Origin of the sequence: Streptomyces sp. NBC_01320 (genome assembly GCF_035974375.1) — a bacterium.
GTDB lineage: Bacteria > Actinomycetota > Actinomycetes > Streptomycetales > Streptomycetaceae > Streptomyces > Streptomyces yanii.
The window spans coordinates 6,562,575-6,577,854 of sequence record NZ_CP108390.1; the positions used below are offsets into that span (position 1 = coordinate 6,562,575).

Below are 15,280 nucleotides of genomic sequence, written 5' to 3' on the forward strand. Positions count from 1 at the left end.
CTCCGGGCCCTGCGACAGGCTCTCAGTGGTGGAACGCCGTCGGCACGTCCCGGTCGTGGCTCAGCGGATGGCGCTGGGAGCGGAGGTCGGGCAGCAGCAGGCGCAGGTCCTCCATGAGCAGTTCCGCGAGGTCCGAGGAGAAACCGTTGCGGCACACCACCCGGAGCACCGACAGGTCCTGTCGGTTGGCGGGGAAGGTGTACGCGGGCACCAGCCAGCCGTGCTCGCGCAGTCGGCGTGACACGTCGAAGACGTCGTACGCCCGCACATCGGGCGCGGTCGTCAGCGCGAAGACGGGCAACTCGTCGCCCCGGGTGAGGAGGTGGAAGTCGCCCAGCTTCTCGATCTGGGCGGCGAGTGCGCTCGCCACATCGCGGGACGCCTGCTGAACGGCCCGGTAGCCCTCCCGCCCCAGCCGCAGGAAGGTGTAGTACTGAGCCACCACCTGGGCGCCGGGCCGGGAGAAGTTCAGTGCGAAGGTCGGCATGTCGCCGCCCAGGTAGTTGACCCGGAAGACGAGCTCCTCGGGGAGTTCGGAGGGCGAGCGCCACAGAGCCCAGCCGACGCCCGGATAGACCAGGCCGTACTTGTGCCCGGAGGTGTTGATGGACGACACCCGGGGAAGCCGGAAGTCCCACACCAGGTCCTCGTCCAGGAACGGCGCCACCATCGCCCCGGACGCACCGTCGACATGGACGGGGATGTCGAGCCCGGTGCGCTCCTGCAGCGCGTCCAGGGCGGCGCAGAGATCAGCGATGGGCTCGTACGAACCGTCGAAGGTGGAGCCCAGGATCCCGACGACACCGATGGTGTTCTCGTCGCAGAGCTCGGCGGCGGCCTGCGGGTCGAGATGGAAGCGGCCACCCTCCATCGGGACCTGCCGGGCCTCGACCTCCCAGAAGTTGCAGAACTTGTCCCAGCAGACCTGCACATTGATGCCCATGACCAGATTGGGCCGGGCGGTCGCCGGGTAGCGGTCGGCGTTCCTGGCCGCCCAGCGTCGTTTGAGCGCCAGGCCGGCGAGCATGCAGGCCTCGCTGGATCCGGTGGTCGAACAGCCCACGGCCGTCGACGGGTCGGGGGCGTTCCACAGGTCGGCGAGCATCGCCACACAGCGCCGCTCCAGCTCGGCGGTGCGGGGGTACTCGTCCTTGTCGATCATGTTCTTGTCCCGGCACTCACCCATCAGCACCCCGGCCTCGGGCTCCATCCAGGTGGTGACGAAAGTGGCGAGATTGAGCCGGGAGTTGCCGTCGAGCATCAGCTCGTCGTGGACGAGTCCGTACGCGGTGGAGGGTGGCAGCGGACCGTCGGGCAGCTGGTGCCTGGGCGGCGCGGACGTCATGCCCACGGTCGGGTCCGCCTCCCCGAAGAAGGGGTTGAGGGCGAGCCTGCGGCGCTCCGCGGACGGTTCCTTGCCGTGGTTCGAACCCTGATGGAGAGGCATCGGCGGACAGCCCTTCTCAGCTGGTGGTGGTTCTGGCGGGTGGTCCGCTCGGCGCCCGGGGTCGGCTCCCGGCCGCGAGGCCGTCGTCCGTGGGGCGAGCGAGGCATGACCATATGAAGCGACGATACGGACAACTGCCGTGACCGGCGCGTCGGACGGGACCGGGAGGGGCCCCGGTTCACCGCAGCGGTGTGCCGTCCGCGTGCAGCTGCATCTGCGGCCGTCCGGTCACCAGCAGCCAGGCCGGCAGTGAGGCGAAGGCGAGCAGCGGCAGTACGGCCGAGTCACTGACCAGCACCGCCGCCGTGAACAGGCTCAGCCAGCCCTGCCGGGTGACGGCCAGCAGGACCCCCAGCACCGCGCTCGGCACCGCAAGGGCCAACGGAACCGCGTCGACCAGCGCATGGGCGCACATGCCGAGCGCGACGCCCACGAAGACGGCCGGGAAGATCCGTCCGCCCCGGAAGCCGCAGGTCGCGGCGATCACCAGGGCGGCCGTCTTCACCATGGCCATGGTGGCGAACTGCCCGGCCGACCAGCCGCTCGGATCGGCGCTGAGCTCCTTCACCTCGTCCAGGCCCTTGAAGAGGGTGAGATGGCCGCCGAGTGCGCCGAGCAGCCCGAGCAGCAGACCGCCGGCGGTCAGCATCAGGACCGGATGCCGCAGTGCGCGGAACGCCCGGTGCGCGTACGGCACCGCGTACACCGCCGCCAGACCGAGCATCGCCCCCGCCGAGGCGATCACGGTCGACGAGAGCAGGTCGACCCAGTGCGCTCCCGGGTACGGCGGCAGCGACAGGTCGAAGCTGGGATGGGCCAGCAGTGTCATGGTGAGCGCCCCCGCGACGCCCGCCGCGAGCGGGGCGAAGAGCCGGTCCCAGAGCGCGCCCGGTTCGCCGCCGACCGCGGTGAGCGACTCGGTGAGGATCAGGGCCGCGGCGACCGGGGTGCCGAAGAGGGCGCCGATCGTCCCGGCCGAGGCGAGCGCGATCCAGAGGTCGGTCGTACTGTCCGGGGCGGCCCGGCGGCCCAGCCAGAAGGCGAGCGCGATGTTGGCGGCGGTGATCGGGTTCTCGGGCCCCAGGCTGACCCCGCCCGCCAGCGCCAGCACCGTCACGACCAGCAGTCCGGGTACGACGTCCGGAGGCAGAGGCGGATCGACCAGCCCGGTGGTGGTCGGATCGGGGCCCGCGTGGCCGTGCACCGTGCGGACGACCAGCCCGACGGCGAGGCCGGTCGCGGTGAGCATCACGATCATCCACGGCGAGGAGTACCGGCCGATGGAGAGCGCGTCGGGAAGCGTCTTCCAGAGCACGTCCTGGAGTTGCTCGGCGAGCAGGCTGACGGCGAGCAGGATCAGGGCCGAGGCCGTCCCGACGACCAGGGCGGGCAGGATGAGGAGCAGCAGCCGGCGCGCCGGGGTGGGCTGGGCGAGAGCGACGGAGTCGGAGGCCATCGGGTCACCATAACGACGCAAAAGCCGCATAACTTACCTATTGCATCGGGGTGTGAGGGCCATTTCGGGCTTGCACCTCACGTCACGTCAGGGCTCAGGCTCGGGTCCGTACGGAAGCACCGGCGTACGGAGCGAAAGCAGAAAGGAGTGGAGGGCCGTGGACTTTTCCGTGGGACAGGTCGCCGGGTTCGCCAAAGTCACGGTGCGCACCCTGCACCACTACGACGGGATCGGACTGCTCTCGCCCGGCGGGCGCAGCCACGCGGGCCACCGGCGTTACAGCGATGCCGACCTCGACCGGCTGCAGCAGATCCTGTTCTACCGGGAACTCGGCTTCCCGCTCGAAGAGATCGCGGTGCTGCTCGACGACCCGGACGCGGATCCGCAGGACCACCTGCGCCGCCAGCACGCGTTGCTGTCCGGCCGGATCGCCGAACTCCAGAAGATGGCCGCCGCCGTCGAAACAGCCATGGAGGCACGGAAGATGGGTATCAATCTCACGCCCGAGGAGAAGTTCGAGGTCTTCGGGGCCAAGGACCCGGAGGAGCACGCGGAGGAGGCGGAGCGCCGTTGGGGCTCCACCGCCGCGTACGCGGAGTCGCAGCGCCGGGCGGCCGGCTACACCAAGGACGACTGGAAGCGGATGCAGGCCGAGGTCGCCGAGTGGAGCGAGGCGTACACCGCGGTGATGGCGGCGGGCGAACCCGCCACCGGGGAGCGGGCGACGGAGCTCGCCGAGGCGCACCGGCTCCACATCTCCACGTGGTTCTACGAGTGCACCTACGAGATCCACCGTGGGCTCGGCGAGATGTACGTCAGCGATCCGCAGTTCCGCGCCTACTACGAGTCGATCGGGCCTGGCCTGGCCGAACACCTGCGGGATGCGATCAACGCCAACGCGGAGCACCGGGCGTAACGCCGGGTACGGGGGTCGAGAGCGCCTCGGCCCCCGTCGGTGCCCGTCGGGACGTCAGGCCTTCTCGACAACGGCCGCCGTGCCGTACGCGCAGACCTCCGTGCCCACGTCGGCCGCCTCCGTCACATCGAACCGCATCATCAGCACCGCGTTGGCGCCGCGCGCCTTCGCCTGCTCGACAAGCCGCTCCATGGCCTGATTGCGGGTCTGGACGAGGGTCTTGGTCAGCCCCTTCAGCTCGCCGCCGATCATCGACTTCAGCCCGGCGCCGATCTGGCTGCCGAGGTGACGCGAGCGCACGGTCAGACCGAACACCTCACCGATCACCCGGGTCACCCGGTACCCGGGGACGTCGTTCGTGGTGACGACCAGGACATCGGACTGTGCCGTCTGCCCACCGCCGTAATCCTCAATGCCCATCGTGTGGCACCTCCTGGGGACAGCTTTGTCCCGGTTCACCCTGTGTGCATCCCCGCGCGGCCCACTGGAACCCGGAGCTGTCTTCCGGCGTTGATAGCTTTGGGCGGCCACGCAGCTGCCATCGACCGATCCTGGAGCCCGGACCCTTGAATACGCTTGCGCTCGGACCGAGCTGGCTGGACCCGGACCATCTCATCGGGCAGTTCGGACTGCTCGGTGTGCTGGTCATCGTCTTCGCCGAGTCCGGGCTGTTGATCGGCTTCTTCCTGCCCGGCGACTCCCTGCTGTTCACCACGGGTCTGCTGGTGACGACGGACAAGCTGCACACCCCGCTGTGGCTGGTCTGCGTCCTCGTGGCGCTGGCGGCGATCATCGGCGACCAGGTGGGCTATCTCTTCGGCCGCAAGGTCGGACCTTCGCTCTTCAAGCGCCCCGACTCCCGCCTCTTCAAGCAGGAGAACGTCGAGAAGGCCCACGAGTTCTTCGAGAAGTACGGGCCGAAGTCGCTGATCCTGGCCCGTTTCGTGCCCGTCGTGCGTACGTTCACGCCGATCATCGCCGGTGTGAGCCGGATGAACTACCGCTCGTTCATCACGTTCAACATCATCGGCGGTGTGCTCTGGGGCGTCGGGGTCACACTGCTCGGCGCCGGGCTCGGGCAGATCGAGTTCGTCCGCAACAACATCGAGGCGATGCTCATCCTGATCGTGCTGATCTCGGTGGTGCCGATCGCGATCGAGTTCCTGCGCGCCCGCAGCAGGTCGAAGAAGGAAGCGGCCGCCGGGGGCGGCGAGGACCGGGGTCCGATCGCCGGCGGTGGCGCCCCGTCCACGGGTCAGCGCGGCCGCCACGCCAGGCGCTGACCGCTGCTCGATACGGGGCCCGTATCCGGGTCAGAAGCCGCGCGTCCGTTTGGCCGCGCGGCGGTTCGCCCCGCCGACCGCCCCGGGTACCCGCATGAACAGCCGGGAGATCTCGCTTCCCAGATTCACCCCGATCGCGATGGCCAGTGCCGTCGCCGCCGCGGACGACAGCGAGGCGAGCCCGGCGTTCACATTGCCCTGTGCCATGCCCAGCAGACCGAAGTACGTGGCCGAGCCGGGCAGCAGCGGGCCGATCGCCGCCGTGATGAACGGCAGCGACGACGTGTACCGGTAGCGCGAGAGCAGCTGCCCGAACAGGCCCACCAGACCGGCCGCCGTCGCTGTCGCCGCCACCGGCGAGATGTTGCCGGTCCTGGCCATGGCGCCGTAGATCACCCAGGCCACGGCGCCGTTGAGGGTCACTGCCAGCACGGTGGACCGATCCTGCTGGAGCAGGATCGCGAAGGCGAAACAGAGCGCCATCGACGCCAGGATCTGCACCACGGGACGGTCGTGGGCGACGAACCTGGCTTCGGGGTTCAGCTGGGCCCCCAGCTGAAGTCCCAGATACAGGACCAGCAGCACACCGACGACGATGCCGATGAACAAGTACATGACTTCGAGCAGACGGGCGGCGGCGGTGATGTAGTAGCCGGTCAACCCGTCCTGGACGCCCGCCACCAGGGCCCGCCCCGGCAGCAGCGCGAACAGCCCACCGGTGATGACGGCGGACGGCCGGATGTCCGTCGAGTGGCTCAAGGTCAGCGCGACCCCCATCGCGGCCGGGGGCATCGCCGCCACCACGAACTGGTAGAACTCCGGCAGCCCGCGCCCGGCGCAGAGCCAGGCGAGCCGGTCGCCGAGCATCGCGCCGACCGCCGCCACCACGAAGACCATTGCGTTGCCGCCGACCAGCACCGATGCCGCACCCGCCAGCCCGCCACCGGCCAGCGTCAGCACCCAGCCGGGGTACGGATGCCGGTTGCGCCGGATCTCGGCGAGCCGTCGGTACGCCTCCTCCAGGGAGACCTCGACGTCCTCGTGGGTGATGTCGTCGATGAGCCGGAAGACGGCGGCCAGCCGCGTGTAGTCGGTGCCGCGGCGGCGTACGGTACGGCTCGCCGTCACCGGGTCGTCGACCAGTGACGGCTGGTGCGAAATCGACAGCAGGGTGAAGGTGACCGTCGGCTCGCACCGGTCGAGACCGTACGAGCGGGTCACCGCGAACATCGCTGCCTCGACGTCCTCCGCGCCCTCCCCACCCGCGAGCAGCAACTCCCCGATACGCAGCGTCAGGTCGAGCACGCGCGGCACCGCTGGTCCCGCCTCGTCGGGCTTCTGCACCGGCTCGGGCGCCGGCCGCTCGGCGACCGGCATCCGCAGCATCGTGCGCATCCGGTCCTGCCAAGGAGCTTCCTTGGTCAGCCGGATCATCGGGATGCCGTGCGCGGGAGTGAAGGCGGGCGGCGACTGGCTGGCGCTGTACGTGCGCGGCGGGGCGAAGGCCGAACCGATCGTGTCCGAGCCCGAGCCCGAGCCGGAACCCGGTCCGGAAGCGGAACCCGATCCCGGGCCGGATCCGGACCCCTGCGGTTCGGTCGTCAGACCGGCCGGGAGGGCGAACTCCGAGGTGGGGTGGTCGTCCTCGGACGGCGCAGCGGGGCGCCCCACACCGGCCGGCGGGACAAAGGCGCTGCGCGCCTCGTCGGACTGGGGCTTCTGATCCTCGGGACCGCCCGGTTCCGCCACCACTGGACCTCGCTCCTTCTTGGCTGCGCGTCTTGGGTTGCGCTCCTGCCCAGTATGGGCACGGACATGGGCGCACATGCGAAACGGGCGGCACACCGCTGAGGGATGTGCCGCCCGTTCCTTGCGCCGAACTCTTTACGGAACCGCAGCGGGAACCGTGAGCGGAACCGGGATCACGCCTGCGCGGCGGTCACGGACACCGCTGTGTCAGTGCTTGCCGCCCTGCGCCTCGAGGCGCTTGTAGGAGGCCTCGATCTCGGCCTCGGCCTCGGCGCGGCCGACCCAGTCGGCACCCTCGACGGACTTGCCGGGCTCCAGGTCCTTGTAGACCTCGAAGAAGTGCTGGATCTCCAGGCGGTCGAACTCCGACACGTGGTGGATGTCGCGCAGGTGCTCCACCCGCGGGTCGGAGGCCGGGACGCACAGCAGCTTGTCGTCGCCGCCGGCCTCGTCCGTCATGCGGAACATGCCGATGGCGCGGCACTTGATGAGGCAGCCGGGGAAGGTCGGCTCGTCCAGGATGACCAGCGCGTCCAGCGGGTCGCCGTCCTCGCCGAGGGTGTTCTCGACGAAGCCGTAGTCCGCCGGGTAGCTGGTCGAGGTGAAGAGTCGACGGTCCAGGCGGATCCGACCGGTCTCGTGGTCCACCTCGTACTTGTTCCGCGAACCCTTCGGGATCTCGATGGTGACGTCGAACTCCACGGGTGGCTCCTCCATGATCAACACATACGACTGGTGATTAAGTGTCCCCCACGGAGATGTGTGCTCGCGAAAGGGGCTGGTCAACGGTGACCGAGCCGGTGAAAAGACCGTCGATCAACCCGTTGAACGCGTTGCGCAGGCCGGCCGTGGCGGGTTGCCTGAACAAGGTGAACGGATGGAACAACTGGCAGTTCACGGCAGGCTCCGCCGTCCTCGGCCTGGCGCTCGCAGCCGGCGCCGTCCTCGCCGCCGGTCCCTGGGACTCGGGTCAGCGTAAGGCCGAGCAGCAGTGGGCCGCCGCCAGGGACCGTACAGGTGGCGCACATCACGAACCCGCCGCGCCCGCCGCACCGGCCCCCGCCCCGAGTGCCCCGGCAGTCCTCGCGGCCCTCGGCACCCGGGCCGACAAGGCCGCCCCGGACGAGCCGGACACTCCGGACGGAGCAGCGGCCGCTCTCCGCACCACCCTCGACAAACTGCTGGACTCCTCCGCGCTCGGCACCGTCCGTACCGCTGTCGTCATCGACACGGCCACCGGCAAGCGGCTGTACGGGAAGGGTGCCGACACCGCGATGACGCCCGCCTCCACCGTCAAGATCGCCACTGCCGTCGCCGCACTCTCCGCCCTCGGCCCCGACCACCGCATCGCCACGACCGTCCAGGCATCCCCGGACTCCCGCACGCTCACCCTCGTGGGCGGCGGCGACCCCACCCTCGACAAGGCGGCGCTGCGCGAACTGGCCGGCGGCACCGTACGAGCCCTGCGCGACCGGGGCGTCGACACCGTCCGGCTCCGGTACGACACCTCCCGGTACTCCGGTCCCGCCCGGCACCCGATCGGCCCCAACGAGAACATCGCCCCGGTCAGCGCCCTGATGCTGGACGAGGGGCGGCTCGACCGGACGGACCGCGGACCCGCCCCGCGCAGCGGCGACCCGGCGCGTGACGCCGCCCGCACCTTCGCCGGACTCCTGAAGGACGCCGGCATCGGCACCGGGTCCGCGCCCACGCCGGGCCGCGCTGCCGCCACGTCCCGGCCGGTCGCCAAGCATCTCTCCGCCCCGCTGTCCGCCCTGGTCGAACGGGCCCTGACCAACAGCGACAACGACATCGCCGAGGCGCTGGCCCGGCAGACCGCCCTGGCCACCGGCGAACCGGCCGACTTCGACGGCGGCCGACGGGCCGTCACCGCCCGACTGAAGAAGCTGCACCTGCCGCTGGCCGGCGCGAACTTCGCCGACGGCAGCGGACTGAATCGCAAGGACAAGGTCACCGCCGGGCTGCTGGCGGGCCTCCTCGCCCGCGCCGCGGAACCCGGCCGCCCCGAGCTGCGACCCGTCCTGACCGGCCTCCCGGTGGCCGGATTCACCGGCACGCTCAGCAACCGGTACACCTCGACCTCGCGCGGCACCGGACTGATCCGCGCCAAGACCGGCACCCTCACCGGAGTGAACACCCTCGCCGGGACGGTCGTGGACGCACGGGGCCGGCTGCTCGCCTTCGCCTTCCTGGCGTCCGGCACGACGTCACCGGCCGAGGCCCAGTCCGCCCTCGACGCCCTCGCCACGAGCCTCGCCGTCCGTACCCGATGAGCGGGTCAACAGCACACCGCGGACGGACCCGAGCACGTACGGTTGACGCATGACGAGCATCGGTGGTGCCGAGATGGTCGACTGGAATCTCGCGGTCGCGACCGCGACCCGGCTCGTGCGGCCGGGACCCGACATCAGCCGCGAGGAGGCCCGCGAGGTCGTCGCGGAACTCCGCAGGCATGCCAAGGCGTCGGAGGAGCACGTCCGTTCCTTCACCCGGATGATCCCGGAGGGGGCCGAACCCGAGGACACCCCGGTCCTGGTCGTCGACCGGGCCGGCTGGATCAGGGCGAACGTCGCGGGCTTCCGCGAACTGCTCCGTCCACTCCTGGCAAAAATGGAGAACCGGCGCTCCAGCAGCCCCGGCGGAGCCGTGCTCGGTGCGGTCGGCTCCAAGGTGACCGGCGTCGAGCTGGGCATGCTGCTGTCGTTCCTGGCCTCCCGGGTCCTCGGACAGTACGAGACGTTCGCCCCCGCGAGCCGTGAGCTCCCGGCCCCCCTCAGCGGCGGCGGCAGACTGCTGCTCGTCGCCCCGAACGTCGTCCACGTCGAGCGCGAACTCGACGTCGACCCGCACGACTTCCGGCTCTGGGTCGCGCTCCACGAGGAGACACACCGCACCCAGTTCACCGGAGTCCCCTGGCTCCGCGACCATCTGCAGGGCGAAATCCAGTCGTTCCTCGACGAGACCGACGTCGACCCGATGACCGTGCTGGAACGGCTCCGCGAGGCCGCCCAGTCGCTCGCCGGCAGCACGCCCGAGGGCGAGGAGGGCGAGGACGGCGGCCGCAGCCTCGTCGAGATCGTCCAGACCCCCGCCCAGCGCGAGATCCTCGGCCGGCTCACCGCCGTGATGTCCCTGCTCGAAGGACACGCCGACTACGTGATGGACGGCGTCGGCCCCGAGGTCGTCTCCTCCGTCGGAGAGATCCGGGAGAAGTTCCAGCAGCGCCGGGCGCGCGGCGCCAGCCGCCTCGACCAGGCGTTGCGCAAGCTCCTCGGCCTCGATGCCAAACTGCGCCAGTACCGGGACGGCGAGCGGTTCGTGCGTGCCGTCGTCGACGAGGTCGGCATGGACGGCTTCAACCGGGTCTGGACCTCCCCGAACACGCTGCCAACCAAGGCTGAGATCGCCAAACCGGCGGACTGGATCGCGAGGGTGCACCGTAAGGCAGAGTCGTGATCATGGGGCGGTCGATGGGGGAAGCCGGAAGAAGTACGCCCCGGTAATCACCCATCCGAGGGACCGTAGGGGCATGGGAAGGCGTGCAATGCTCGATGAACGGCTTGGCTCTGTCACCATCGACGCACTCTGGGTGACGGCACTCTTTCCGTCCCGACGCTCCGAGGCACCCCCAAAACTTCACGAAGGGCACCGGACATGGGTCCCCATCCTGCGGTCGCGGCGATACGCCTGGCGGTCCGCCGCGTACTCCACGACGTACTGAACGAATTCGCCGAACGCGCCGAACGCACCGAACGCGCCCCGCGCCCCGAGCTCGCCGAAGCCGGCCCGGGCAGGCGGCGCCCCGCGCTCCCCGAACGCCCCGACGCCCCGCTGGTGCTGGTGGCCTGCTCCGGCGGCGCCGACTCCATGGCGCTCGCCTCCGCCCTCGCCTTCGAGGCCCGCAAACTCGCCGTCCGGGCCGGCGGCATCACCGTCGACCACAACCTCCAGGACGGGTCCGACGTCCGCGCCGCCGAGGTCGTCGCCCGCCTCGCCGCCATGGACCTCGACCCGGTGGAGGCCGTCTCCGTGCACGTCGGCCGCGACGGCGGACCCGAGGCTGCCGCCCGCGACGCCCGCTACGCCGCCCTGGACGCCGCGGCCGAGCGTCACGGCGCCGCCGCCGTCCTGCTCGGCCACACCCGTGACGACCAGGCGGAGACCGTCCTGCTCGGCCTCGCCCGCGGCTCCGGTATCCGCTCGCTCTCCGGCATGGCCGCCGCCTCCGGCCCGGCCGGCCGCTACCGACGCCCCTTCCTGCAGCTCGACCGGCAGACCGCCCGCAAGGCGTGCCTTGTCCAGTCCCTGCCCGTCTGGGACGACCCGCACAACGTCGACCCCGCCTACACCCGCTCCCGGCTGCGCCACGAGGGCCTGCCCGCCCTGGAGAAGGCCCTCGGCAAAGGCGTGGTCGAAGCCCTGGCCCGTACCGCGCAGCTCTCCCGCGACGACGCCGACGCACTGGACACCTGGGCCGCCGAGGCCGACACCGCCGTACGGGACGACGCCGGGCAGCTGGACTGCGCCAAGCTGTACGCGCTGCCCCCCGCCGTGCGCCGTCGGGTGCTGCGCCGGGCGGCCATAGAGGCAGGCGCTCCGGCCGGTTCCCTCTTCGCCCGCCACATCGAAGAAGTCGACCGTCTGATCACCGGCTGGCGCGGCCAGCAGGCCATCAACCTGCCCGGCCGCGTCGAAGCGCGGCGCCAGGGTGGCAGACTGGTGATTCGGCAGAGCTGAAGCACGAGCGGCTGACATGCAGGCGAGCGGCCGCGCACGGCCGGGGCACCACCCCGGACCGGGCAGGCAAAGAAAGAGACGCGGGTGAACGAGAAGGACATGGGCACCGACCTTCAGTCGGTGCTCCTCACCAAGGAAGAGATCGACGCGAAGCTCGTCGAGCTGGCCGCGAAGATCGACGCGGAGTACGCGGGCAAGGACCTGCTCATCGTCGGCGTCCTCAAGGGCGCCGTGATGGTGATGGCGGACCTGGCGCGCGCGCTGTCCACCCCCGTCACGATGGACTGGATGGCCGTCTCCTCGTACGGCGCGGGCACCCAGTCCTCCGGTGTCGTCCGGATCCTCAAGGACCTGGACACCGACATCAAGGGCAAGCACGTCCTGATCGTCGAGGACATCATCGACTCGGGCCTGACCCTGTCCTGGCTGATGTCGAACCTGGGCTCGCGCGAACCCGCCAGCCTGGAGATCTGCACCCTGCTGCGCAAGCCGGATGCGGCGAAGGTCGCGCTCGACTGCAAGTGGGTCGGGTTCGACATCCCCAACGAGTTCGTCGTCGGCTACGGGCTGGACTACGCGGAGAAGTACCGCAACCTGCCCTTCGTCGGCACGCTCGCCCCGCACGTCTACGGCGGCTGAAGGCCCCCGCAGCCCTCCTCGGCCCGCACCCGACCCGGGATGCACCCCCGGGAACCCCTGACGGGTTCCCGGCGTTGGAGCCTTTGAAGGCGGGTTTGACAGACGGCCCAGGCGGTCACAGGCGACAATGCTGGGGTACCGTCCGAAGAACAGTCTTTTCTCACAGCAGCATTTACCTACGGGCAGGAGGGACGGGGCGACTTCGCTCCGTATGGATGGACGTGAAGCGATACTTCCGTGGGCCGGTCATGTGGATCGTGCTGGCCGTCCTCGCCGTGGTCGTGTTGATGCAAGTCGTCGGCTCGTCGGGCGGCTACAAGACGGTGGACACCGGCAAGGTGATCCAGGCGATCAGCAAGAACCAGGTGGAGCAGGCCAAGCTGACCACCGGCGACGAACAAATCCTCAAGATCGAGCTGAAGGACGGCCAGAAACTCTCGGGCGAGTCCGGCAGCAAGTTCCAGGCGAGCTACATCGGTGACCAGGGTGTCCAGCTCGCCGACACGCTGCAGAAGAAGTTCGAGAGCGGTGACATCGAGAAGGGTTACACCGTCTCGCCGTCGAAGCAGTCCCCGTTCCTCTCGATCCTTCTCTCGCTGCTGCCCTTCGTGCTGATCGTGGTCGTCTTCCTGTTCCTGATGAATCAGATGCAGGGTGGCGGCTCCAAGGTCATGCAGTTCGGCAAGTCCAAGGCCAAGCTGATCACCAAGGACACCCCGAAGACGACCTTCGCCGATGTGGCCGGGTCCGACGAGGCCGTCGAGGAACTCCACGAGATCAAGGAGTTCCTCCAGGAGCCGGCGAAGTTCCAGGCCGTCGGCGCGAAGATCCCCAAGGGCGTCCTGCTGTACGGGCCTCCCGGTACGGGCAAGACGCTGCTCGCACGCGCCGTCGCGGGCGAGGCCGGCGTCCCGTTCTACTCGATCTCCGGTTCCGACTTCGTCGAGATGTTCGTCGGTGTCGGTGCCTCCCGGGTCCGTGACCTGTTCGAGCAGGCCAAGGCGAACGCCCCGGCGATCGTCTTCGTCGACGAGATCGACGCCGTCGGCCGGCACCGTGGTGCGGGTCTCGGCGGTGGTCACGACGAGCGTGAGCAGACCCTGAACCAGCTGCTCGTCGAGATGGACGGCTTCGACGTGAAGGGCGGCGTCATCCTGATCGCCGCCACGAACCGGCCGGACATCCTCGACCCGGCGCTGCTGCGCCCGGGCCGTTTCGACCGGCAGATCGCGGTCGACCGGCCGGACATGCAGGGCCGTCTCGAAATCCTCAAGGTGCACCAGAAGGGCAAGCCGGTCGCCCCGGACGTCGATCTCGGCGCAGTGGCCCGTCGTACGCCCGGTTTCACCGGTGCCGACCTGTCGAACGTGCTGAACGAAGCGGCGCTCCTCACGGCGCGCAGCAACAAGAAGCTGATCGACAACGAGATGCTGGACGAGGCGATCGACCGCGTCGTGGCGGGCCCGCAGAAGCGGACCCGGATCATGTCCGACAAGGAGAAGAAGATCACCGCGTACCACGAGGGCGGACACGCCCTGGTCGCGGCGGCTTCCCCCAACTCGGACCCGGTGCACAAGATCACGATCCTCTCCCGCGGCCGCGCCCTCGGTTACACGATGGTGCTGCCGGAGGAGGACAAGTACTCCACGACGCGCAACGAGATGCTCGACCAGCTGGCCTACATGCTGGGCGGGCGCGCGGCCGAGGAGCTGGTCTTCCACGACCCGACCACCGGCGCTGCGAACGACATCGAGAAGGCCAGTGCCACGGCCCGCGCGATGGTCACGCAGTACGGCATGACGGAGCGGCTCGGCGCGATCAAGTTCGGCGGCGACAACACCGAGCCCTTCCTGGGCCGGGAGATGGGCCACCAGCGCGACTACTCGGAAGAGGTCGCGGCGCTCGTCGACGAAGAGGTCAAGAAGCTCATCGAGACCGCGCACAACGAGGCGTGGGAGATCCTCGTCGAGAACCGCGACGTTCTCGACAACCTGGTTCTCCAGCTGCTGGAGAAGGAGACCCTCGGCAAGGAGCAGATCGCCGAGATCTTCGCCGGAATCGTGAAGCGTCCGGCCCGCCCGGCGTGGACCGGCTCCGCACGGCGTACGCCGTCGACGCGGCCGCCGGTGCTGTCGCCGAAGGAGCTCGCCCTCACCAACGGGGTCACCACGGCCAACGGGTCGACCCCGACGGACACCGTTCCGGCCACCGAGGCGATCCCTGAGGACCGTCCCGAGAGCTAGTGCGGACCCCGGTGTGGCCCCTGTCACGGGGCTCCACCGACCCGGAATGGATGCCGCGCCCCCCAGGTTTTAGCCTGTGGGGGCGCGGCTTTTTGTATGTCTGCGCGATGTCCGCGCAGGTGACAGCTGAAGGAACGAGGCACAGATGACCGACCCGGTGACGCTGGACGGCCAGGGTTCGATCGGTGAGTTCGACGAGAAGCGGGCCGAGGCCGCAGTGCGCGAGCTTCTCCTCGCCGTCGGGGAGGACCCGGACCGGGAGGGGCTGCGTGAGACGCCGGGACGGGTGGCGCGGGCGTACAAGGAGATATTCGCGGGTCTGAGCCAGCAGCCCGAGGACGTCCTGACGACCACGTTCGACCTCGGCCACGACGAGATGGTGCTGGTCAAGGACATCGAGGTGTTCTCGACCTGCGAGCACCACCTGGTGCCGTTCCGTGGAGTCGCGCATGTCGGGTACATCCCGGCGACCACCGGCAAGATCACCGGCCTGTCGAAGCTGGCCAGGCTGGTCGACGTCTACGCCCGGCGCCCGCAGGTCCAGGAGAGGCTGACCACGCAGATCGCCGACTCACTGATGAGGATCCTGGAGCCGCGCGGAGCCATCGTCGTCATCGAGTGCGAGCACATGTGCATGTCGATGCGCGGCATCCGCAAGCCCGGGGCGAAGACGCTGACCTCGGCGGTACGCGGCCAGCTCCGCGACCCCGCGACGCGCGCCGAGGCGATGAGCCTGATCATGGCCCGCTGAGGGCCAGAGGCGGTGCCGGTGGGCCGGGCGCGGTCGGA

13 protein-coding genes are annotated in these 15,280 nt (G+C 69.9%); 8 read left to right on the plus strand and 5 right to left on the minus strand.

Annotation, left to right across the window (positions count from 1 at the left end; genetic code table 11):
- Positions 1 to 22 precede the first annotated feature (22 nt).
- Positions 23 to 1,447 carry a glutamate decarboxylase gene (locus OG395_RS29850; protein WP_327245687.1) on the minus strand — a complete coding sequence of 475 codons (1,425 nt, stop codon included), beginning with the start codon at positions 1,445 to 1,447 and terminating at the stop codon, positions 23 to 25.
- Between the two features lie 178 nt (positions 1,448 to 1,625).
- Positions 1,626 to 2,903, minus strand: coding sequence for an ion channel protein (locus OG395_RS29855; protein WP_327245688.1), 1,278 nt, complete (start codon positions 2,901 to 2,903; stop codon positions 1,626 to 1,628).
- Between the two features lie 157 nt (positions 2,904 to 3,060).
- Here OG395_RS29855 and OG395_RS29860 point away from each other — a divergent pair, with 157 nt between their 5' ends.
- A complete protein-coding gene (locus tag OG395_RS29860) occupies positions 3,061 to 3,819 on the plus strand; it encodes a MerR family transcriptional regulator (protein WP_327245689.1) in 759 nt (252 codons plus the stop codon).
- A gap of 54 nt (positions 3,820 to 3,873) precedes the next feature.
- Here OG395_RS29860 and OG395_RS29865 read toward each other — a convergent pair whose 3' ends face one another.
- On the minus strand, positions 3,874 to 4,239 hold the full coding sequence (locus OG395_RS29865; protein ID WP_266984322.1) for a YbjQ family protein: 366 nt from the start codon (positions 4,237 to 4,239) through the stop codon (positions 3,874 to 3,876).
- 146 nt (positions 4,240 to 4,385) lie between these two features.
- Between OG395_RS29865 and OG395_RS29870 the strand changes: the two genes are divergently transcribed.
- The gene (locus tag OG395_RS29870; protein ID WP_327245690.1) at positions 4,386 to 5,102 is read left to right on the plus strand and encodes a DedA family protein; all 717 of its coding nucleotides are present in this window, start codon (positions 4,386 to 4,388) and stop codon (positions 5,100 to 5,102) included.
- A gap of 30 nt (positions 5,103 to 5,132) precedes the next feature.
- On the opposite strand, the gene OG395_RS29875 is transcribed toward OG395_RS29870, so the two are convergent.
- Both OG395_RS29875 and OG395_RS29880 read right to left on the minus strand, forming a co-directional pair.
- Positions 5,133 to 6,854: a threonine/serine ThrE exporter family protein gene (locus tag OG395_RS29875; RefSeq protein ID WP_327245691.1), complete on the minus strand. Its 1,722-nt coding sequence runs from the start codon at positions 6,852 to 6,854 to the stop codon at positions 5,133 to 5,135.
- A gap of 204 nt (positions 6,855 to 7,058) precedes the next feature.
- Positions 7,059 to 7,553, minus strand: coding sequence for an inorganic diphosphatase (locus OG395_RS29880; protein ID WP_037691000.1), 495 nt, complete (start codon positions 7,551 to 7,553; stop codon positions 7,059 to 7,061).
- Positions 7,554 to 7,639: 86 nt separating this feature from the next.
- Here OG395_RS29880 and dacB point away from each other — a divergent pair, with 86 nt between their 5' ends.
- From dacB to folE, 6 genes are all read left to right on the plus strand, one after another.
- Positions 7,640 to 9,145: a D-alanyl-D-alanine carboxypeptidase/D-alanyl-D-alanine endopeptidase gene (gene dacB / locus OG395_RS29885; protein WP_327245692.1), complete on the plus strand. Its 1,506-nt coding sequence runs from the start codon at positions 7,640 to 7,642 to the stop codon at positions 9,143 to 9,145.
- A 49-nt stretch (positions 9,146 to 9,194) separates the two neighbouring features.
- On the plus strand, positions 9,195 to 10,328 hold the full coding sequence (locus tag OG395_RS29890; protein WP_326792489.1) for a zinc-dependent metalloprotease: 1,134 nt from the start codon (positions 9,195 to 9,197) through the stop codon (positions 10,326 to 10,328).
- Positions 10,329 to 10,526: 198 nt separating this feature from the next.
- A complete protein-coding gene (gene tilS, locus OG395_RS29895; protein ID WP_327245693.1) occupies positions 10,527 to 11,609 on the plus strand; it encodes a tRNA lysidine(34) synthetase TilS in 1,083 nt (360 codons plus the stop codon).
- 99 nt (positions 11,610 to 11,708) lie between these two features.
- Positions 11,709 to 12,248, plus strand: coding sequence for a hypoxanthine phosphoribosyltransferase (hpt, locus tag OG395_RS29900; RefSeq protein ID WP_072487175.1), 540 nt, complete (start codon positions 11,709 to 11,711; stop codon positions 12,246 to 12,248).
- 215 nt (positions 12,249 to 12,463) lie between these two features.
- Complete coding sequence (gene ftsH, locus OG395_RS29905) at positions 12,464 to 14,491, plus strand: ATP-dependent zinc metalloprotease FtsH (protein ID WP_327245694.1); 2,028 nt, start codon at positions 12,464 to 12,466, stop codon at positions 14,489 to 14,491.
- 145 nt (positions 14,492 to 14,636) lie between these two features.
- Positions 14,637 to 15,242, plus strand: coding sequence for a GTP cyclohydrolase I FolE (gene folE, locus OG395_RS29910; RefSeq protein WP_327245695.1), 606 nt, complete (start codon positions 14,637 to 14,639; stop codon positions 15,240 to 15,242).
- Positions 15,243 to 15,280: the final 38 nt, after the last annotated feature.

What these genes read in the sequence shown, in the direction of transcription:
- OG395_RS29850 (WP_327245687.1), bottom strand. Translation starts at nt 1,447, where the DNA reads ATGCCTCTCCATCAGGGTTCGAACCACGGCAAGGAACCGTCCGCGGAG.
- OG395_RS29855 (WP_327245688.1), bottom strand. Translation starts at nt 2,903, where the DNA reads ATGGCCTCCGACTCCGTCGCTCTCGCCCAGCCCACCCCGGCGCGCCGG.
- OG395_RS29865 (WP_266984322.1), bottom strand. Translation starts at nt 4,239, where the DNA reads ATGGGCATTGAGGATTACGGCGGTGGGCAGACGGCACAGTCCGATGTC.
- OG395_RS29890 (WP_326792489.1), top strand. Translation starts at nt 9,195, where the DNA reads ATGACGAGCATCGGTGGTGCCGAGATGGTCGACTGGAATCTCGCGGTC.
- tilS (WP_327245693.1), top strand. Translation starts at nt 10,527, where the DNA reads ATGGGTCCCCATCCTGCGGTCGCGGCGATACGCCTGGCGGTCCGCCGC.
- hpt (WP_072487175.1), top strand. Translation starts at nt 11,709, where the DNA reads ATGGGCACCGACCTTCAGTCGGTGCTCCTCACCAAGGAAGAGATCGAC.
- ftsH (WP_327245694.1), top strand. Translation starts at nt 12,464, where the DNA reads ATGGACGTGAAGCGATACTTCCGTGGGCCGGTCATGTGGATCGTGCTG.
- folE (WP_327245695.1), top strand. Translation starts at nt 14,637, where the DNA reads ATGACCGACCCGGTGACGCTGGACGGCCAGGGTTCGATCGGTGAGTTC.